The organism is Streptomyces sp. NPDC086554, from assembly GCF_040686095.1.
Taxonomy (GTDB): domain Bacteria; phylum Actinomycetota; class Actinomycetes; order Streptomycetales; family Streptomycetaceae; genus Streptomyces.
In genome coordinates, this window is the sequence record NZ_JBFBJK010000008.1 from 1 (window position 1) to 20317 (window position 20317).

11 protein-coding genes and 2 pseudogenes are annotated in these 20317 nt (G+C 72.1%); 10 read left to right on the plus strand and 3 right to left on the minus strand.

The features are described from left to right. The first annotated feature begins 261 nt into the window (after nt 1-261). Together AB0O76_RS14610 and AB0O76_RS14615 are read left to right on the plus strand one after the other, a co-directional pair. On the plus strand, nt 262-945 hold the full coding sequence (locus tag AB0O76_RS14610) for a response regulator transcription factor (RefSeq protein ID WP_365489806.1): 684 nt from the start codon (nt 262-264) through the stop codon (nt 943-945). A gap of 61 nt (nt 946-1006) precedes the next feature. After that, nucleotides 1007-3562 carry a sensor histidine kinase KdpD gene (locus AB0O76_RS14615; protein WP_365489808.1) on the plus strand — a complete coding sequence of 852 codons (2556 nt, stop codon included), beginning with the start codon at nt 1007-1009 and terminating at the stop codon, nt 3560-3562. Nucleotides 3563-3588: 26 nt separating this feature from the next. Here AB0O76_RS14615 and AB0O76_RS14620 read toward each other — a convergent pair whose 3' ends face one another. After that, nucleotides 3589-3771 (minus strand): hypothetical protein, encoded by a 183-nt coding sequence (locus tag AB0O76_RS14620; protein ID WP_365489811.1) that lies wholly within the window; start codon nt 3769-3771, stop codon nt 3589-3591. Nucleotide 3772: 1 nt separating this feature from the next. Further along, a complete protein-coding gene (locus AB0O76_RS14625) occupies nt 3773-4126 on the minus strand; it encodes a hypothetical protein (RefSeq protein ID WP_365489814.1) in 354 nt (117 codons plus the stop codon). 290 nt (nt 4127-4416) lie between these two features. Between AB0O76_RS14625 and AB0O76_RS14630 the strand changes: the two are divergent. The 4 genes and pseudogenes from AB0O76_RS14630 to AB0O76_RS14645 all read left to right on the plus strand — a co-directional run. Further along, nucleotides 4417-4819 (plus strand): annotated as a pseudogene (locus tag AB0O76_RS14630) (DUF6653 family protein). 114 nt (nt 4820-4933) lie between these two features. Then, a complete protein-coding gene (locus tag AB0O76_RS14635) occupies nt 4934-5155 on the plus strand; it encodes a hypothetical protein (protein ID WP_365489817.1) in 222 nt (73 codons plus the stop codon). After that, nucleotides 5152-5562: a (2Fe-2S) ferredoxin domain-containing protein gene (locus AB0O76_RS14640; protein ID WP_365489820.1), complete on the plus strand. Its 411-nt coding sequence runs from the start codon at nt 5152-5154 to the stop codon at nt 5560-5562. The genes AB0O76_RS14635 and AB0O76_RS14640 overlap by 4 nt, the downstream gene beginning before the upstream one ends. Continuing rightward, nucleotides 5549-5743, plus strand: a pseudogene (locus tag AB0O76_RS14645) (ArsR family transcriptional regulator); the annotation flags it as partial. The gene AB0O76_RS14640 and the pseudogene AB0O76_RS14645, both read left to right, overlap by 14 nt. A 44-nt stretch (nt 5744-5787) precedes the next feature. Here the strand turns inward: AB0O76_RS14645 and AB0O76_RS14650 are convergent. Continuing rightward, entirely contained in the window at nt 5788-6984 is a 1197-nt protein-coding gene (locus tag AB0O76_RS14650) for a cytochrome P450 (protein ID WP_365489822.1), read from the minus strand. 112 nt (nt 6985-7096) lie between these two features. On the opposite strand from AB0O76_RS14650, the gene AB0O76_RS14655 reads away from it, so the two are divergent. From AB0O76_RS14655 to AB0O76_RS14670, 4 genes are all read left to right on the plus strand, one after another. Further along, nucleotides 7097-7834: a class I SAM-dependent methyltransferase gene (locus AB0O76_RS14655; protein WP_365489825.1), complete on the plus strand. Its 738-nt coding sequence runs from the start codon at nt 7097-7099 to the stop codon at nt 7832-7834. Nucleotides 7835-7901: 67 nt separating this feature from the next. Further along, complete coding sequence (locus tag AB0O76_RS14660) at nt 7902-11900, plus strand: amino acid adenylation domain-containing protein (RefSeq protein WP_365489828.1); 3999 nt, start codon at nt 7902-7904, stop codon at nt 11898-11900. Continuing rightward, nucleotides 11897-18703, plus strand: a complete 6807-nt coding sequence (locus AB0O76_RS14665) for an SDR family NAD(P)-dependent oxidoreductase (RefSeq protein ID WP_365489831.1) — start codon at nt 11897-11899, stop codon at nt 18701-18703. Before AB0O76_RS14660 ends, AB0O76_RS14665 begins: the two co-directional genes overlap by 4 nt. A 57-nt stretch (nt 18704-18760) precedes the next feature. Then, a complete protein-coding gene (locus AB0O76_RS14670; protein ID WP_365489834.1) occupies nt 18761-20299 on the plus strand; it encodes an ABC transporter substrate-binding protein in 1539 nt (512 codons plus the stop codon). Nucleotides 20300-20317 lie beyond the last annotated feature (18 nt).

Sequence of the window (20317 nt, forward strand, 5' to 3'; positions counted from 1 at the left end):
GCCTGGCATACCGTCCGCTCGGCGATTACATGGCCAAGGTCTACGGCTCGAAGAAGCACTTGCGTGCCGAGAAGTGGATCTACAAGGTCATCGGCCTCAAGGAGTTGGCGGCGAAGAGCTGATGGTCCTGGGTGACCTGTGCGGGAGTTGGCGGACCGGGAGTCTCTCCGGATCCGTCAACTCCCGTACCCATGAGACAGATTGCTCTTGCACTGCGGTGGGCTGCCACGTCCTCGCGCACGACAGGGAAGGCGCACACCGATGACCCGGGTGCTGGTGGTGGAGGACGATGCGCAACTCGTCCGGGCTCTTGAGATCAACTTGCGGGCGCGCAAGTACGGCGTGGACGCGGCCCCCGACGGAGCCACCGCGCTGCGCCTGGCCGCGGCCCGGCAGCCGGATGCCATAGTCCTCGACCTCGGTCTGCCGGACATGGACGGCATCGACGTGCTCAAGACGCTGCGCGGTTGGAGCCGTGTGCCGGTGCTTGTCCTGTCCGCACGGAGCGCGTCCGACGAGAAGGTCGCGGCGCTCAACGCGGGAGCCGACGACTATGTCACCAAGCCGTTCAGCATGGATGAACTCCTCGCCCGGCTCCGTGCGTCCGTGCGACGCAGAGGGGCCACCTCGCTCGACGCCGACAACTCGGTGATCACCACGCAGGACTTCACCGTCGACCTGGCGGCCAAGAAGGTAACCCGCGGCGGCCACGACGTGCGCCTCACCCCGACGGAGTGGCATCTCCTGGAGATCCTCGTGTGCAACCCCCGCCGCCTCATCACGCAGCGCCAGTTGCTCGATGAGGTCTGGGGCGCTTCGCAGAGCGGCAAGACCAACTACCTGCGCGTGTACATGGCGCAACTGCGACGCAAGCTCGAAGCGGACCCGTCACACCCGAGATACCTCATCACCGAGCCCGGCATGGGATATCGCTTCGAGGGCTGACCGGCGACGGAAGCGACGGCAAGACCACAGTCCACAGGGAACGAAGAGAATCGACGAGACGATGGCGCGCGGCAAGCTACGGATCTACCTCGGCGCGGCGCCCGGGGTCGGCAAGACCTACGCGATGCTCTCCGAGGCGCACCGCCGGATGGAACGGGGGACGGACTGCGTCGTCGCGTACGTGGAGCACCACGGCCGGCCGCGCACCGAAGTGATGCTGCACGGCCTGGACCAGGTGCCGCGCAAGGAACTCGAGTACCGCGGCTCGGTCTTCACCGAGATGGATGTGGACGAGGTGCTCGCCCGTCGTCCCGCGGTGGTCCTCGTGGACGAGCTGGCCCACACGAACGTGCCCGGTTCGCGCAACGTCAAGCGCTGGCAGGACGTCGAGGAACTGCTCGCCGCGGGGATCGACGTCGTCTCCTCGGTGAACATCCAGCACCTGGAGTCGCTCGGCGACGTCGTCGAGTCGATCACCGGCGTGCGCCAGCGCGAGACCGTGCCGGACGAGGTGGTGCGGCGCGCCGACCAGATAGAGCTGGTCGACATGTCGCCCCATGCGCTGCGCCGCCGCATGGCGCACGGCAACATCTACAAGGCCGACAAGGTCGACGCGGCCCTCTCGAACTACTTCAGGCCCGGAAACCTCACCGCGCTACGGGAGTTGGCGCTCCTCTGGGTGGCCGACCGGGTCGACGAGTACCTCACGGAGTACCGCGCCGAGCACCGCGTCTCGAAGATCTGGGGCTCGCGGGAGCGCATCGTCGTCGGTCTGACGGGCGGTTCGGAGGGCCGTACGTTGATCAGGCGTGCTGTCCGCCTCGCGGAGAAGGGTGCGGGCGGAGAGGTGCTCGCCGTCTACATCTCCCGCAGCGACGGCCTGACCGCGGCCTCGCCGAAGGAACTCGCCGTCCAGCGCACCCTGGTGGAGGAGCTCGGCGGCACCTTCCACCATGTCGTGGGCGAAGACGTCTCATCGGCGCTGCTCGACTTCGCGCGCGGCGTCAACGCCACCCAGATCGTCCTCGGCGTCTCCCGGCGCAAGACATGGCAGTACGTCTTCGGGCCCGGCGTCGGCGCGACCGTGGCCCGCGAATCGGGCCCCGACCTGGACGTCCACCTCGTCACGCACGACGCGGTGGGCGCCGGCCGAGGGCTCCCGGCCCCTCGTCGTGCGAGGCTCGGCCGGTCCCGGGTCGTCCTGGGCTGGCTGATCGGCATGGGCGGCCCCGCCCTGCTCACCCTCCTGCTCAGCAACATCGCCCCGGACCTCGGTCTGGCCAACGACATGCTGCTGTTCCTTGCCGTCACGGTGGCCGCGGCGCTGCTCGGCGGCCTGCTGCCGGGGCTGGCCTCGGCGGCGTTCGGATCCCTGCTGCTCAACTGGTTCTACACGCCGCCCGTCCACAAGCTGACGATCTCCGACCCGAAGAACATCATCGCCCTCGCGATCTTCCTGGGCGTGGCGGCCTCGGTCGCGTCCGTCGTCGACCTGGCCGCCCGCAGGACCCAGCAGGCGGCGCGGCTGCGCGCCGAGTCCGAGGTCCTGTCCTTCCTCGCCGGCAGCGTGCTGCGCGGCGAGACCAGCCTGGAGGCGGTCCTCGAGCGGGTCCGTGAAACCTTCGGCATGGAGTCCGTGGCCCTCTTGGAGCGCGAGAGCGACGTCGCCCCCTGGACGTGCGCGGGGAGCGCAGGACCGCACCCCGTCACCAGCCGCCCGGAGAAGGCCGACGTGGACGTGCCGGTCGGCGACCACATGGCCCTTGTCCTGTCCGGCCGGGTGCTTCCCGCAGAGGACCGCAGGGTGCTCGCCGCGTTCGCCGCCCAGGCCGCCGTCGTCCTTGACCGCCGTCGGCTGCAGGGCGAGGCCAAGGAAGCCCGTGCGCTCGCCGAGGGCAACCGCATCCGGACCGCGCTCCTCGCCGCCGTCAGCCATGATCTGCGTACGCCGCTCGCGGGCATCAAGGCGGCCGTGACCTCGCTGCGGTCCGACGACGTCGAATGGTCCGAGGCGGACGAGGCCGAACTCCTCGCCGGCATAGAGAGCGGCGCCGACCGCCTCGAACACCTCGTCGGCAACCTGTTGGACATGTCCAGGCTGCAGACCGGCACCGTCACGCCGCTGATCCGCGAGATCGACCTCGACGAGGTTGTCCCGATGGCGCTCGGCGGCGTACCGGAGGACAACCTGGAGCTCGTGGAGCTGGACATACCCGAAGCACTGCCGATGGTCGTCGCCGACCCCGGCCTCCTGGAACGCTCGGTCGCCAACGTCGTCGAGAACGCCGTGAAGTACAGCCCCGACGGAGCCCGCGTCGTGGTCTCGGCCAGCGCCATCCGGGACCGGGTGGAGCTGCGCGTCGTGGACCGCGGCCCCGGCGTCCCGGACGAGGCGAAGGACCGCATTTTCGAGCCGTTCCAGCGCTACGGCGACGCGCCCAGAGGCGCGGGCGTCGGCTTGGGCCTCGCGGTCGCCCGCGGCTTCGCCGAGGCCATGGGCGGCACGCTCGATGCCGAGGACACACCCGGCGGCGGCCTCACCATGGTGCTCACCCTCAAGTCCGCCCCCGACCACCCGCCGTCCCGGCCGGAACTCCCGGCGAGCGCCACCTCCTGACCGCCGTCGGCCGCGGTGGCCATCGGTCACACGTCCGCAGTGCCGGGCGGGGCAGGAACCCGCGGCGGCAGTCCGAGATTGCTGATGCGCAGGGCGCCGCTGTTGAGCTCGATCAAGGGCTGGATGAGCAGACCGACACCGGCGAGGAAGCACACGGTGCCCACGCCCACCGGCCCGCCCAGGAGCCGGCCGGTGGCCAGCAGGAGCACCTCAAGCGCCCTTCGCGGCCCAGAAGGGCCAGCGCCACCGGTCGACCATGACGATCGCGAGGAGATCCATGGCGCGGATGCCGAAGCCGCTCATGATGATCAACGCGGAGCCGTAGGCGCACAGCAAGGTCCCGCCCGCCAGCATGACGGCGTGCGGGACGGGCACCCGGTCGGCCAGGTCGCTCAGCCGCAGCAGATCGATGAGGCTGCCGCAGAAGAAGAACGTGAACAGCGGCGAGAGGACGGGCAGTCGGCGGGTCCAGGCCGCGACGCCCGCAAGGCACAGCACGGCCACCCCGGCCTGCACGACGCCGACCGTCAGCGGTACGTGGTCGAGCAGCCCCAGGGCGAACACGTCGAGCGGGTCGGTTCCCAGGTCCGAGGCGAGCCGAGTCCAGACGCCTTGGACGAGCCGAACCGCGAACGTTTTCCATGGTCAGCAGGATGCGTCGGGGACGGGTGCGCGCGCCCCGGAGGCCGCCCCGGGCATTCACCCCAGGGTCGCCGGACGACCGGTCGGGCCGCGTCCGGCCGCGCAACCGGGACACGGCGTGGTCGTTGCACGGGGATGAGGCCGGCGCAGTGGTTGCTTCGCCGAAGGAGGTGCCCATGGATGCCGGAGGCATCCTTGCCAGGACGTTCCGTATGACCGACGAGACATGGCGCCGACACGCCAACCCATGGAGTGTCTATACGCGTTTCGCGGCCATCCCGCCCCTGGTGGTCGCGGTGTGGAGCCGCCAATGGATGGGGCGAGCGCATCTGGGTGCACGAGCGCGATCGCGTCCCCCGTGCGCACGGCACGGCTCTGCGGATGCTCGTGGTACCCGGTGTCATCGGCACGGTCGCCGTGGTGTGGGGCCTGATCAGACTGGAGCCATGGCCGGTGCTCTGGGGGTGCACGCTCGTGGTGGTCGCCCAGATATGGCGCATTGACCGGTTCGTATGGCTCTACGAGCACCTGTGCGGGCAGGACGATGCGGGGCACGAGCAGCCAGGTGAGGAACCCGAGCGGCCGGTTCGGGTCACCGGCCGCCCTCGCGGCTAGCGCGCCCCGCGGGCGTGCCCGGCAACGGTGCCAGGGCCGGGGCCGGGACATCCTCGACGACCCGCGAGCTCCTGGCGGGCCCTGGCGAGGAGCGCGAGGATCTCGCGCTCCGTCGTGGGGTCCAACGCCGACGTGCTCTCGTCGCAGACCAGGACTCGGGGTTCGGCCGGCGGGCCACGCGGGCAGCCCGCGTCCCGCCTCCGGCCGTTCCGCACCCTGGACGGTGACGGCACGCCCCTCGCCGCGCCGGCCTGGGCCGGCCCGCACCTGCTGATCGCCGCTCATCGCGACGGCCGCGTGCGCGCTCACGGCCTGCCCTCACGGACCGCGCTGTGAACCCGCGTACGACACACATCACGGCCGCCCGCCGGCGACCCTGCACGCTGGTCGTGTGCCGCGGCTGCTGCTGCGGAAGCCCGCGCAAGCACCTCGGCACCGACCACGCCTGCCAGCTCGACCGCCTGCGGGCGGCCGCGGCCTCGAGCGACCGGCTCACGGTCCGTACGTCGGACTGCCTCGGCCCCTGCGACCAGGCCGACGTCATCGTCGTCCAGCCCTCCACCGCCGGCCGGTCGGCGGGCGGCCGCACCATCTGGATCGGCTTCGCCCTGGACGACGAGGCCACCGACGACCTGCTGAACTGGGTGGCCGCGGGCGGACCCGGCATCGCCGCACCCCCGCCCACGCTCCAGCCGCACTTCATCCGACCGCCCCGCGAGACCCGCACCCGTGCACGCCGATGACGACGGCGGCGGCTACGACGTCGTCGAGGCCGCACGCCTCGACGATGCCACCGCCGCATCCGTGGCGACCACGCTCCAAGCGCTGGGCACGCCTTCCCGGCTACGGATTCTCGCGACGCTGAGGCACACGTCGTATGCGGTCAGCGAACTGGCCGCAACCATCGGCATGGAGCAGTCCGCGTCCGGCTCGGCCTTCGCGACCCGCACTGCCTGCCGCCGCCGCGGCTACCAGGCGACCCGCAGCGTCTGCAGTCCGTGGACGAAGCTCTCGTCCCGGAAGCGCAGATCTTCCGCGTCGTCGGGGCGGTGCAGGTCGGGGAACCGCTCGCACAGCAGCCGCAGTACGATCTCCAACTCGGCCCGGGCGAGCGGCTGCCCGAGGCACTGGTGCACACCGTGACCGAAGGCGAGGTGGGCGCTCGCGTCCCGGTGGACATCGAAGCGGTCGGCGTCCGGGAAGACGCTCTCGTCGTGATCGGCGGCGACGAGTGAGCAGATGACGCCGTCGCCCTCGGCGATCCGCAACCCGCCGATCGTGACATCGCGGGTCGCCACGCGCACCGTGCCGTGCTGGACGATCGTCAGAATCCGCAGGAGTTCGTCGACCGCGGACGGGATCAGGTCCGAGTCCGCGCGCAGCGCCGCGAACTGCTCCGGATGTCGCAGCAGCATCGCGCAGGCGAGACCGATCATGTTCGACGTCGTGTCGAGCCCGGCCGCTATGAGCAGTTGGGCCACGGCCACCAGTTCGCCGTGGTTCAGCGTGCCCGCGGTGAGATGCCGCCGGATCACACGGCCGAGCAGATCCTCGCCCGGTTCCTTCTCCTTCCTCGCGATGAGGTCGTCCAGGTAGGCCGTCATCGCCGCGTAGGCGGCGCCGATCTCCTCCGGCCTCGCGACGGTGGACGCGATGACCGCGCACTTGCCGCCGAAGAAGTCGAGATCCTCCTCGGGCACGCCCAGTACGCCGCCGATGACGAGGGCGGGCAGCGGCAGGGCCACGGCCTCGATGAAGTCGACCGGCGGCGTGCGCCGGGCCAGTTCGTCGAAGAGCCGCTCGGCCGTGGACCGGATGCCGGGACGCAGCTCCTGGATCCGGCGATGGGTGAACTCGGGGGTGACGGTGCGCCGCAGACGCCCGTGGTCCGGGTCGTCCATCCGCAGGAACGACACCTGGCTCGGCCCTGGCGGCAGCGGTGAAACCCGGGGCAGGCCGGGATTGCGGGAGTCCGCGCTGAGGCCGGGGTGCGCGAGGGCGGCGCGCACGTCGGCGTGGCGGGTCAGGAGCCATGGCTCGGATCCGTAGGGGAGCCGGACGCGACGAGGCTCGCCGTTCCGGAGCTCGGCGAGGAGGGGTGGCGGGCTGATGCCGTCCGGTCGTCGCAGGGGGAACTCGGCAAGCAGGTCAGGGGAGTTGGGCACGGGCGTCTCCTCGCAGCAGATGCATCGCTGATCTCGGTGCGTTCGTTGTCGAACTCTGCAATACTTCAAATGAAAATGACAATCGTGTTTAACTATCGCGGGGGTGGTTGATGTGGCAGATCCGTATGAACGCTCGGCCGAGTACCTGGACCTGATGATCGCCGGGGCCTGGCGGTCCCTGGTGCCGGCGCTGACCGAGGCGCTCAAAGGCCTGGGTGCGGTGGCCGGTCCCGTGGTGGACCTCGGTGCGGGCACGGGGCGTGGTGCCGCGGTCATCTGTGCCGCACTGCCGGGCGACGAGGCCGTGCTCGCGGTGGAGCCCTCCGCGGCCATGCGTGCCGTGCTCCTCGCCCGCGTTCATGACGATCCCGAACTCCGCTCCAGGGTCACGGTGTTGGCGGACGATGTCGCGCACGCTCCGCTTCCGGACGGGCTGCGCGCGATCGTCGCACTGAACGTGCTCGGCCATCTGCCGCCGGCCGAACGACGGGCCCTGTGGGCCGACGCGGGACGGCGGCTCGCCCCTGGCGGCGCGATCGTCGTCAACGTCGCCCCGCCCGTCAGGCCGGAACGCGTGCCGCGCACCCGCATGGCTTCTGTGGCCGTGGGAGCACTGCAGTACGAGGGGTGGGGGAGTGCGGAGCCCTCGGGCGGCGACGAGATCACCTGGCACATGGAGTACCGCGTACTGCGGGACGGCCGACCGCTGTCGCAGGTGACGGTCGACTACCGCTGGTGGGTGGCGAGCGAGAGCGCGTTGGCCGAAGAGGCCGCGTCGGCCGGGCTCGTCATGCGGCCCACGGGAGATCCCGGCCTCGGGCTCCACCTCCTCACGCGCCGGGGCGACTAGCGCCTGGCCCGTGCCCTTGATTTCCCCAGTCCAGCCACGGAACCCACATCCACGGAGCGGAGCCCGGATGAGTCAGTTCGTCCCTGCCGGAGAAGTCCTCGCGAGCAACGGCGTTCCCGCGAGCGCCGACGCCCTCGCCGACACCGTCGAGTGCATCGGCGAAGTGCTCGGCACGCAGAGTGACTTGATAGCGCCCGATACTTCCCTGTCGGCCCTGGGCCTTGAGTCGTTCACCGCCGTGCGGCTGAGGCGCAGGATCCGCGAGCGTACCGGCGCCGACCTTCCCCTCACGGCCTTCCTCGACGGCGCCACCGCCCAGGACATCGCGGGCCGGCTCACCGCCGAGGCGCGGGCGGAAGCGCCAAGTGCCATCAACACCCCTACCGCTGAAGCGGGTTCGGAGGGCGAAGGTGCTCCCTTCCCGCTCACACCCGTCCAGGCGTCCTACTTCGTCGGCAGGGAAGAAGGGCTGCCGCTCGGCGGCGTCGCCACGTTCTACTATTACGAGTACGACCGTGTCGCCGACGACCCCGTCGCGGATCTCCAGCGCCTCGAAGCGGCCTGGAACCGGCTGGTCCAGCACCATCCGATGCTCCGCATGACGGTCGACGAACGCGGACAGCAGCGCATCCTCACCGACGTCGGCCCCTACCGGATCGGCACCAGCGACTTCCGGAGCGCCTCCCCGGACGACATCGGCCCCGCGCTGTCCCGCCTGCGTGACGAGCGCTCGCACCAGGTACGCCCGACCGGCACCTGGCCGCTCTTCGACCTGCACGCGGCGCTGCTGCCGGACGGCAGGACACGGCTCCATGTCGGCGTGGACGTACTCATCACGGATCTCGCGGGCTGGATGCTCCTGATGCGCCAGTGGGGCCGGCTCGTCGCTGATCCCTCCACACAACTGGCCAGTACAGAAACAGAGTTCGCTTCCTTTCAGCGGGCCCGCGCGGCCGACCCGGAGTGGACCGCGCGACGCATACGCGACCGTGCGTACTGGTCCGAGCGCGCCACCGATCTGCCTCCCGCCCCTCGCCTCCCCGTGCTGCGCGATGCGGCGGACACCACTCCTCCCCGGTTCGTACGGAGCGCGGCGTCTCTCGACGCGGACACCTGGGCCGCGGTCCGGGCGTGCGGCGCGGAAGCCGGGGTCACGCCGACCGCCACCCTCCTCGCCGCCTTCGCCGCGGTACTCGGCCGCTGGGGGGCCGGAGAGCGGCTCACCCTCAACAGCACGCTGTTCGACCGGCCCGACAGCTCGGGCGAGGCCGCCGATGTGGTCGGCGACTTCACCACCACCGCCCTGGTAGGGACACCGCCCTTCACTCCCGGAAGCTGGGACGGGTTCGCCTCGTATGCCGCGGAGGCCAACCGCCGCTTCTGGGAGGACCTGGACCACCGGTCGGTCTCGGGCGTCGAGGTGCTGAGGGATCTCGCGCCCGACGGGGGCGCCGATACCGCCGCCGGCCCCCGCTACCCGGTGGTGTTCACCAGCGGGGTGGGCATCAGCGGGGCCGAGGAGCCGCCGCCCGCCGCGTGGATCGGCGAGGAGGTCTACGGCATCTCCCAGACCCCGCAGGTCCTCCTTGACCACATCGTGTGGGACGAGGGCGGCCGGCTCCGGCTCGCCTGGGACTGGGTCGAAGGGGCGTTCCCCGACGGGTACGTACAGGCACTGCTCGATGCCCACGTCCGGCTGCTGCGGCAGCTCGCGGAGAGCGCCGCGTGGCAGGACCCCGCGCTCGGCTGGGACCCGACCTTCCGTCCGGAAGAACCGCTCGACGTCACCCCCTTCCCGGACGCCGGACCCCTGCTGCACTCCCCGGTGCAGGAGGCCGCCCACCGGTGCGCGGAACGGCCCGCCCTGCACGGGGCCTCCGGCACCGTCAGCCACGGGCGGCTCGCGGAGAACGCCGCGGCCACGGCCGCGCTGCTCACAGCCCACCAGGCAGGACCCGGCGAACTCGTCGCCGTGGCCTGCGAGAAGGGCGTCGCGCAGATCACCGCCGTCCTCGGTGTCAGCGCTGCCGGAGCGGGCTATCTCCCCGTCGAGCCGGACTGGCCCGAGGCCAGGATCGCCGCCGTCTGCGAACGGGCAGGTGTGCGGCACGCGCTGGCCGGGCGCGGAGTGCGGATCAACTGGCCGCACGGCGTCACCGTGCACCGGCTGACCGCTGCGGGCAGGCCGGCACGTGGCGCCGCCCCCGAGGGCATGACGGAGCCGAAGACGCCCGGCCCGGACGACCTCGCGTACACGATCTTCACCTCCGGATCGACTGGCAGCCCCAAGGGTGTCGAGATCCAGCACCACGCGGCCCGTACCACCATCGACGACATCGTGGACCGGTTCGGCATCGGCGCCGACGACCGCGTACTGGCCCTGTCCGCCCTCAGCTTCGACCTCTCCGTCTTCGACATCTACGGAGTCCTGGGCGCGGGCGGCTCCCTCGTCCTCCCCGACCCCGCACGCCAACGAGACCCGCAGCACTGGCTCGAACAGGCGGGACGCCATGGCGTCACCGTGTGGAACACCGCCCCCGCACTCCTCGAAATGCTCGTCGAGTACGCGGAGATGGAGCCGGAAGCGGCGACCGCGGCCCTGCGCACCCTCCGTCTGGTGATGCTCTCCGGCGACTGGATTCCGCTGACGCTGCCCGAGCGGCTGCGCGCCCTCGCCCCGCAGGCCGAGTTCATGAGCCTCGGCGGCGCCACCGAGGCGTCGATCTGGTCCATCACCCACCCCGTGGGGGAGACCGACCCGGACTGGCGGAGCATTCCCTACGGCCGGGCGCTTCGGGGGCAGTCCTTCCACGTACTCGACGAGGCGGGTGCCCCGTGCCCTGTGGGCGAGCCCGGCGAGTTGTTCATCGGCGGTGACGGGCTCGCCCGTGGCTACATCGGCGACCCCGTGCAGAGCGCCGAACGCTTCGCCCGCCACCCGGTGCTCGGGCGCCGCCTCTACCGCACCGGTGACCTGGGCCGCTGGCGGGTGGACGGGGCCATCGAGTTCCTCGGACGGGCCGACCGGCAGGTGAAGATCCGGGGACACCGGATCGAGCTGGGTGAGATCGAAGCGGTCCTCGCGAGGCATCCCGGAGTGCGGCAGTGCGTCGTCTCCTCCGTACCCGGACCCGACGGGCGGCCCCGGCTCGTCGCCCATCTGTCGCCGAAGGGGTCCGGAGAGGGCCCGGCGTCGTTGCCGTCGCCCGAGGACCTGGCGGGTGCGCTGCGGGAGCGGCTGCCCGAGTACATGGTTCCCAGCCGGTTCGTCGTCCTGGCGCAGTTGCCGGTCACGGCGAACGGGAAGATCGACCATGCGGCGCTGGTCAATCCGTATCAGGAGCGGGCTGCGAGCGGCGAAGGGCGGCGCCCCGCGGTCGCGGAACCGACCATCGCTGTCGAGCCCGCAGGCATGAACGATGCGCCGACGACTGCGAGTTGGGCCGTCGAGGCGCTCGACGAAGCCGCCGCGCTCGGGCTTGAGGCCTCGATCGTGCTCAGGCCCGGCGCGCTCGCCCCCGAGCAGGCGCTGGAGGCGGCCGCGCGCTGGCTGCGAAGGGTGCGGGAACTGGCCGGTTCTTCCCTCATCGAACCACGCCTCTGTACGGGGGGCCTTGCCGAGATCGTCCACAGTCCGGCAGCCACCGAAAGCACGACGGCCGCCGGCCCGGTGCCGCCTCCGGGCGCCGACGTAGCAAGCGCGCCCGCAGCACCGCACGCCGACCCCGCTCAGGAACGGGCCGTACTCGACGAAGTCGCGGCTGTCCTCGCTGATCTGACGGGGAGTCGAGTGACGGCCGACAGCACCTTCGCCGCCCTGGGCGCGACCTCGCTCACCCTGGTCCTGGCCCATCGCAGGCTCCGGCAGAGCGTCGCGCCGCGCCTCGCGCTCGCCGACATGTTCGCGCACGCCGGTGTCGGTTCCCTCGCCGCCCGGATCAGTGAACTGCACGTGTCCGAAGGGGTAGTTGGGGCGCACCCGCCGGTCGCCGCCGCACCCGTGCCCCGGCAACGCCGGGCCTCGCGGGTCGCCGCGCGGGTCCTCGCCCAGGAGACCGCCCGATGAACGAGCCGACCACGGAACAGAGTTACGCACCCGGGGCGGCCGACCGGGGCAACGACGAGCTGATCGCCGTCACCGCCCTCGACTGCCGCTTCCCGGGGGCCCCGGACACCGAGGCCTTCTGGAACCTGCTCGTGGCGGGACGCAGCGGGCTGACCCGGCACACCGAGCAGGAACTCGCCGAGAGCGGCCTGCCAGGCCGACTGCGGCGCAGCCCCGCGCATGTGCCGGTCAGCGGCGTGATCGATGGGCAGGACCTGTTCGACCCGGCGCCGTTCGGCCTGACGGACGCCGAGGCCGCCCTCATGGACCCGCAGCAGCGGCTCTTCCTGGAGGCGTGTCTGCGGGCCCTGGAGCGGGCCGGGCACGGCGGCGGAGCGGGGGCGGGTGCCGTCGGAGTCTTCGCCGGATCCGCCCACAGTGACTACCTGACGCGCAACCTCGCCCACCGGTACGCCGACTCCGCCGCCGACCCGGTGGGCAGTCTCCAGGCGGCGATCTCAAGTGTGGGCGACTATCTGCCGCTGCACGTCGCGCACCGGCTCGCCCTCACCGGACCTGCACTCGCCGTGGGCACCGCCTGCTCCACCTCGCTGGTGGCCGTCCACCTGGCAGCGCAGTCCCTGCTGGCGGGGGAGTGCGACACGGCCCTCGCCGGTGGCTCCTCACTGATCGTGCCGCAGGGCCGGGGCTACCTCCATGTGCCCGACGGGATCTTCTCGGTGGACGGGCGGGTACGTACGTTCTCCGCCGAGGGCACCGGAATCGTGCACAGCCAGGGCGTGGGCGTCACGGTCCTGCGCCGCCTCGCGGACGCACTCGCCGACGGTGACCCGGTCCTCGCCGTGCTGCACGGTTCCGCGGTCAACAACGACGGAGGGGATCGTACGGGCTTCACAGCTCCGTCGCCGCGCGGCCAGGCGCGCGCCATCTCCGAGGCCCTCGCCCTCGCCGGTGTCACGCCCGACATGGTCAGTTACGTCGAAGCCCACGGCACCGCGACGCGCCTCGGCGACCTGGTCGAACTCGCCGCCCTGAAGAAGGTGTTCGGGGAGAACGGCCCCGCCTGGTGCGCTCTCGGCTCCGTCAAGAGCAACATCGGGCACGCCAACGCGGCGGCGGGCATCGCCGGGTTCGCCAAGACCGTGCTCGCGCTGCGGCACGGCGTGCTGCCCGCCTCGCTCGACGCGCTGCCGCTGAACCCCGATCTCGACCTGGAGAACTCGCCGTTCACCGTGCCCCACCAGGCGGGCGAGTGGGCGGGGCCGCGCCACGCGGGCGTCAGCTCCTTCGGGATCGGCGGCACCAACTGCCATGTGGTGCTTGGCAGCGCGCCACAGAGGGCGACCCCTCCCGTCGACCGTCGACCCCAACTGGCCCTGCTCTCCGCACATCGGGACGATGCCTTGGAGCGCCTGGCCGAAGCCACGGCTGCCGCCCTGGAGCAGCCTGGTGCCGACGCGGCCGACGCCGCGTACACCCTGCACACCGGCCGGAGTGAACTGTCCCACCGGGTGGCCGCGGTCGTCGGTGAACGACCCGGCGACACCCTGCGTGCCCTCGCCTCCGCGCCCCGGCGCGCCGCCCCGCCGACCCGGCCGAGGGTCGTCTTCGCCTTTCCCGGCGGCGGCGCCCAGTACCCGGGCATGGGGCATGAACTCCTTGATGAGGAACCGGAGTTCGCGAGCACCGTCGAGGAGTGCGCCGCGCTCTTCGACGCGCGGGGCGACGGCAGCGGGCCCGGTCTCGGCACACTCCTGAACGCCGCTCCCTCGGACGAGCGGGCCGGGCGGCTGCTGCGGGACCCCGTGTACGGCCTCCCCGCCCTGTTCACCGTCTCGCTCGCCACGGCGCGCACCCTGCGCTCCTGGGGCGTCGAGCCGGACGCGCTGATCGGACACAGCCTCGGTGAGTACGCCGCCGCCGTGGCGGCCGGAGCGCTCCGGCTGAGCGATGCAGTCACCTTGGTCGATGTGCGCTCCCGCGGAATGTCCCGCACGGCGGGCGGCGGCGTGATGCTGAGCGTGGCCCTGCCCGAGGACGAGACCGTCAAGTTGCTCGGCGATCACCCGGACCTTGACCTGGCGGCGGTGAACGCGCCGCGGTCCTGCGTGGTCTCCGGACCTGTGGCCGCCGTGGCCGCCCTTGAACGCCACCTCGCCGCCGACGGGGTCCACACCGCGCGGCTCCACCTGGACGCCGCCGCGCACTCCCGTCTTGTCGACCCCGTCCTGCCGGAGCTGCGCGCCGCCGCCGATGCGACGCTGCCCAGCACGCCGGCCGTGCCGCTCGCCACGACGCTCACCGGTCAACTGCTGCACTCGCCGCCCGGGTCCGAGCACTGGGTGCCGCATCTGCGGTCCGTCGTCCGGTTCTCCGACGCCCTGACCACCGCCATCGGCACGGGTCCCGCCGTCGTCGTCCAAGTGGGCCCCGGCAGCGGCCTGTTGCAGCTCGTACGCCAGCACGGTGCGGCGAATGTCGTCGCCACGCTGCCCACCTTTCCGGGGCGCGAGGACAGCCGGGGTGCGCGGGCCGCGCTGCTCACGGCCGCGGGGGAACTGTGGACGCACGGTGTCCGCCTCGACCCCGAAGCCCTCCACCGGCCGGGACGTCGCCGGATCGCCCTGCCGGGGCTGCCTTTCGAGAGGCGGAGGCTGTGGATCGACCCGCCCGAGGAGACACGCCCCGGCGCTCCGATGCCGTACGCGACGGCCGAGCCCGACGAGGAGGAGCCGTTCCAGGTGCCGGTATGGCACCGGACGCCTCCCGTGGACGCGTCCGGGCACCTTGAGGGCCGCTGGCTCGTCGAAGGGCACGCGGATTCGCCGCTGTTGAGCGCGGTGCGCGAGGAGTTGAAGGCTGCCGGGGCGCGCCCGGTCACGCTCGAGGAGGCCGCCGCCGAACCGTCGCTGCCGTGTGCGGGAATCGTCATGGTCGACGCGTGGGGCGCGGATGGTGACAGCGAAGCCGCGAAGGGCGACGCCTCCGGCCCGGCCGGCCGGGAAGCCATCGCCGGTCTCGGCGCGAGGGCGGCCTCCGCCGACCCCGCCCGGCGCGTGGCCGACGCGGTGCTGCGCTACGCCGAAGTCGCCCAGGCCGCAGCCCCCTGGGCAGCCACCGCCTGCCTGCTGCACGTCAGCGCCGGCGCGCAGCACGTGGAGAGCGGAGACCGGCCGGCGCCCGGCGGTGCGGCGGGACTCGCCGTGCCCCGCGTCCTCGCCCAGGAGTTCCCGGGACTGCGCTGGCGCACCCTCGACCTCCAGGCCGGTCCTGTACGTACCGAGGACGTCAGGAGTGTGTGCGAAGAGGCAGTGGCGCTGACGACCGGGGGGCCGAACGGCCTGGAGGCGGCTTACCGCGCCGGCCACCGCTGGGTACGTGGCGTCACCCCCTGGCAGCCCCCGGTGCCGGATCCGGAGCCGCGCGGCGGCACCGCCGTCGTGATCGGCGGGCTCGGTGACGTGGGCCTGGCCCTCGCCGCGCATCTCGCGCGTGATTCCTGGCGGGTGGTCGTCACCGGTCGCGAAGGACTGCCGACCGACCCGGCGCCGGGCAGCCCGTCGGCAGAGCGCGCCGAGGCCGTACGGCGGCTGCGCGAGGACGGCGTCGAACTCGACGTACGGGCCGTCGACGCGGCGGATCCGGACGCCACCGCGGCCCTTCTGCGGGACGTGGCGCGGCAGTACGGCCCGCTCGGCCTCGTCGTGCACGCGGCCGGAGTCGTGGCGTCGGCCGCGGTGACCCCGCTGCGTGCCGTGGCGGAGGACACCGTGCGGGCGCACGCCCGGGCGAAGGTGACCGGAGCGATGGCGCTGCGGTCCGCCTTGCGCGCACTGCCGGACGAACTGCGCCCCGCGCACGTACTCCTGATGTCGTCGGCCACCACTTTCGTCGGCGGCCTGGGACTCGCCCCCTACGCCGCCGCAAACCGCTTCCTCGACGCGCTGGCCGAACGGGAGGACGCCGAACGGACCGGAGGCACCCGCTGGATCAGCGTCGCCTGGGACGGCTGGCGCATCGGCCCCGGCGGATCCGAACGGGTCGTCGCCTCACGGCACTCGATCGGCCTGCGGGACGGCATGCGCTCGGTGGACCGGCTGCTCGCGCTCGCCGGACAGGGCCGCGCGCCCGCGTCCCTCGCGGTCTCCCCGGCGGATCTGGCCGCTCGTACCGCCGGTGTGCCCACCACCGTTCCGGGCGGCGGCCGCGACACGGCCGACGGCACCCCGCGCCAGGAAGGGTCCGCGCTCCAGGGCGTCGCCGAGGAACTGCTCGGCGGACTCTGGTCCGAGCTGCTCGGCTTCCCCGTGACCGACCGCGACGCGGACTTCTTCGCACTCGGCGGCCACTCCCTCCTTGCCACCCGGATGCTGGCGAGGCTGCGTGACGAACGAGGCGTCGTCCTGCGCCTGCAGGACCTGCTGGCACGGCCCACGGTCGCGGCACTCGCACCGATGATCGGCGCGAGCTCGGCGGTGTCCCCGGAGCCCGGAGCCAGTACCGAGAGGTCAGGACCGGCTGCCGCCAGTGAGCAACCAGCCGCTGCCGGTGGGGAGTTCCCGCTGACGCGGGTGCAGCACGCCTACTGGGTCGGCGGCTCGGGCGGCTACCGCCTCGGCGACGTACCGTGCTCGTTCCACCTGGAGTACGACTGCGCCGGCCTCGACACCGCGCGCTACGAGGAGGCGTGGAACCGGGTCATCGCCCGCCACCCGATGCTCCGCGCGGTCATCTCCCCCGAGGGGCGCAACCGCGTCCTCGACCAGGTGCCCCGCTACCGCATCCGGGTCCAGGACCTGACCGGGCAGAGCGAGCAGGAGCGCGCGCGGAAGCTGGAGCAGATCCGCGCGCGCCTGGTGCGCAGGGAGCCGCGTCCCGGCCGCTGGCCGCTGGTCGACATCAGGGCGGCCCGGCTGCCCGGCGACATCGTGCGGCTCTTTGTCAATGTCGACGTACTGGTCTGCGACACCGCGAGCTATCTGATCTGGGATCGCGAGCTGCGGACCCTGTACGAGAACCCGGAGCGCCAACTACCGCCGGTACGCACCACGTTCGAGGAGTGCGTGGCAGCGCTGGAGCGGCGCGCCGGGTCCCCCGAGCGCGCCCGCGCGGCGGCCTACTGGCGGGCCCGGATCGACGCCCTGCCCGGTGCTCCCGCGCTGCCGCTGCGTACCGGAGAGGGCGAGGAGCGTCCCCGCTTCGGGCGTCGCAGCGCGCGCCTTGTACCGGACGAGTGGTCATCGCTCAAGGCGGAGGCGGCCCGGCGCGGCCTGACGCCGACCGCCGTCCTGCTCGCGGCGTACGGGGACGCATTGGCCGACTGGTCCGGGCAGCACAGGTTCTCCCTCACGCTGACCCTCTTCGACCGCCCGTCCGGACTGCCCGGTGCGGATGAGGTCGTCGGCGACTTCACATCGCTGATGCTCCACACCGTCGACCGGTCGAGCGGGAACTCGTTCGCGGGCGCCGCCGCCCACGCGCAACGCACGCTCTTCGAGGACCTCGACCACCGGGAGTTCTCCGCACTGGAAGTGCTCGCCGAAAAGTCCATGCGCACGGGACGCACCGAGTCCGTACCCGTCGTCTTCACCAGCGCCCTGGGCCTGTCCGGGCCGCTCGGCGGCGGCCATGACCTGGACTGGGTCGGCAGGCCGGTTCACGGAGTGAGCAGCACCCCGCAGACCTGGCTCGACCATCAGGTGCTCGAACAGCACGGCGCTCTCCTGCTCCAATGGGACGTCCTGGAAAGCGAGTTGTCCGCCGACGAGGCGGACCGGGTGTTCACCGAGTACGTCGCCCATCTGCGCCGCCTGGCGCAGGGCGAGGCTGCCTGGGAGGAAGTCAGGGAGCCGAGGACGGGGGCGACCGACCCGGCTGCGCACGACCCCGGAGCCGGTGCTGAGATCGCAGACGGCACCGAAGCCGCGCTGCTGCTGCGTGAAGGCAACGGTGACCGGCCCCTGTTCCTGGTCCACCCCTCCAGCGGTGACGTTCTCTGTTACGGCGAACTGGCCGGGTTGCTCACGGACGGACGTCCCGTTGTGGCGCTCACCGACCCGGCACTCACCGGTGGAGTCGGCGCCCAGGACATCGCGGGGATGGTCGACGCGTATCTGGCGGCCATTCGCTCCTACCAGCCAGACGGCCCCTACCTCCTGGGTGGTTGGTCCATGGGCGGCACCCTCGCCCACGCCATGGCCTGCGAGCTGGAACGGCGGGGAGAGCGCACCGACCTCCTCGTGATGATCGACTCGAACGTGCCCGACCGCATCCGGCCACTCGGCGGAGCCGGGCCCGAAGAGGACCGGGCTATCGCCGCCGTCCGCTATCTGCGCTCGCTCGAAGCCTTCCTCGACATGGACCTCGGTCTCGGTCAGGCCGATGCCCGGCGACTTCTCGCGAAGTCGTCCCCGGACGCCCGGTCCGCGGTCGCCGCAAGGCTGCGTGAGGCCGGGCTCGTAGGACCGCGGGAGACCGCCGACGTACGACTGGCGACCTTCGAGCGGCACCTCCGTGCCCTTGGAGTTCACCGGGCGGGCCAACTCGCCTCCTCCGACACGCGGTTGCTCCTCTTCCGTGCCGCGCGGCCGTCCCCGAGCAACGCCGGAGTCGGCATGGGGGTCGACGACGCCCCCGACCTCGACTGCCTGGGCTGGCGGCCCCATGTGCCGGGCCCGGTCGACGAGGTGTTCGTCGACGGTCACCACTACTCCCTCCTGACCGGCCCTGCGGCAGCCCGGATCGCCGCCCTGACGGACCGCGCGCTGGCCGCCGTAGCCACCTTGCAACGGAAACTCCCCTGATCCGGCCGCGCGTCAGCCGCTCACCTCTCGACAACTCCCTTTGACACGGAAAGAACGATGAGACTCAACGCCCCTTCACTCGCTGTGGCCGCTGTCGGCGCTCTGCTGCTCACCGGATGCTCGTCATCCGACGGCGCCCAGGACGCCGCGGCCGGCTCCGACCAGAAGCCGGTCGACGGCGGAACCCTCCGCTACGCCGTGTCCGGCTCGCCCGCCACCGCGAGCGACGACCCGCACGGCGGCCTCGGCAACGAATCCGACCTGCTCCGATTCGCCCTCACGTACGACGTCCTGACCGTCCCCGGCAAGGACGGTTCGCCCAAGCCGCGCCTCGCCGCGTCCTGGAAGCCGAACAAGGCCTTGGACCGCTGGACGTTCACGCTCCGCGACGACGCGAAGTTCACCGACGGCAGCCCGGTCCGCGCCGACGACGTGCTGTACTCCCTGCGCCGCATCGCGGACAAGTCCGCCGAGAACTACGGCCGGCTCGCCGACTTCGACATGAAGGCGTCCAAGGCGGACGGCGACCACACAGTGGTCCTGGCCACCCGCGCACCCATGGCCGAGGCAGCCAAGGCCCTGGAGTCCATCAGCTTCGTCGTACCCGAAGGCACCGAGGACTTCGCGAAGGCCGTCCCCGGGTCCGGGCCCTTCAAGGTGCGCAAGTCCGGGGCACAGACCGCCGTACTGGTCCGCAACGACCGCTGGTGGGGGCCGCGCCCGCATCTGGACCGCCTGGAGATCCAGGCCGTCGCCGACCCGCAGGCCCGCGCCAACGCCGTCACCTCGGGACAGGCCGACGTCGCGGGCAGCGTGAGCCCCGCCGCGGTCAAGAGTGCGGGCGGCGCGGGCGGACGGCAGGTCGTGCGACGGAAGGGCGTCACCGAGTACCCGTTCATCATGCGTACGGACACCGAGCCGTTCGACGACGCACGGGTCAGGGAGGCCTTCCGCCTCGCCACCGACCGCAAGGCGCTCGTGGACACGGTCTTCCTCGGCTACGGGCAGATCGCCAACGATCTCCCCACCCCGTACGACCCCTCGTACCCCGATGACCTTCCGCAGCGCCGCCGCGACGTCGAGAAGGCGAAGAAGCTGCTCAAGGAGGCGGGACATGCCGACGGTCTCAGCCTGACCCTGCACACCACCACCGCATACCCGGGCATGGACACCGCAGCGACCCTCTACTCGCGCCAGCTGTCCGACATCGGCGTGAAGGCCGAGGTCAAGGTCGATCCCGCGGACACGTACTGGACGGCCGTGTACGCCAAGAAGGCCTTCTACACCGGCTATTACGGCGGTATCTCCTTCCCCGACCTGGTGCGGGTCGGCCTCCTCTCCAAGTCGCCGACCAATGAGACGGCCTGGAAGAACAAGAAGTTCGACGCGGGCTTCACGCGGGCCATGGGCACCCTCGACCCCGACCGGCGCAACACCCTGCTCGCCGGGATCCAGCGGGACCTGTGGAAGGACGGCGGATACGTCGTGTGGGGCACCGGCGACGGCCTCGACCTGGCGGCCCGCGGGGTGCGGGGACTGCCGACGGGCCCCGGCTTCCAGCGGATGTTCATCGACCAGGCCTGGATGGCCAAGTGACGCTCCGCCCGTTGCTCC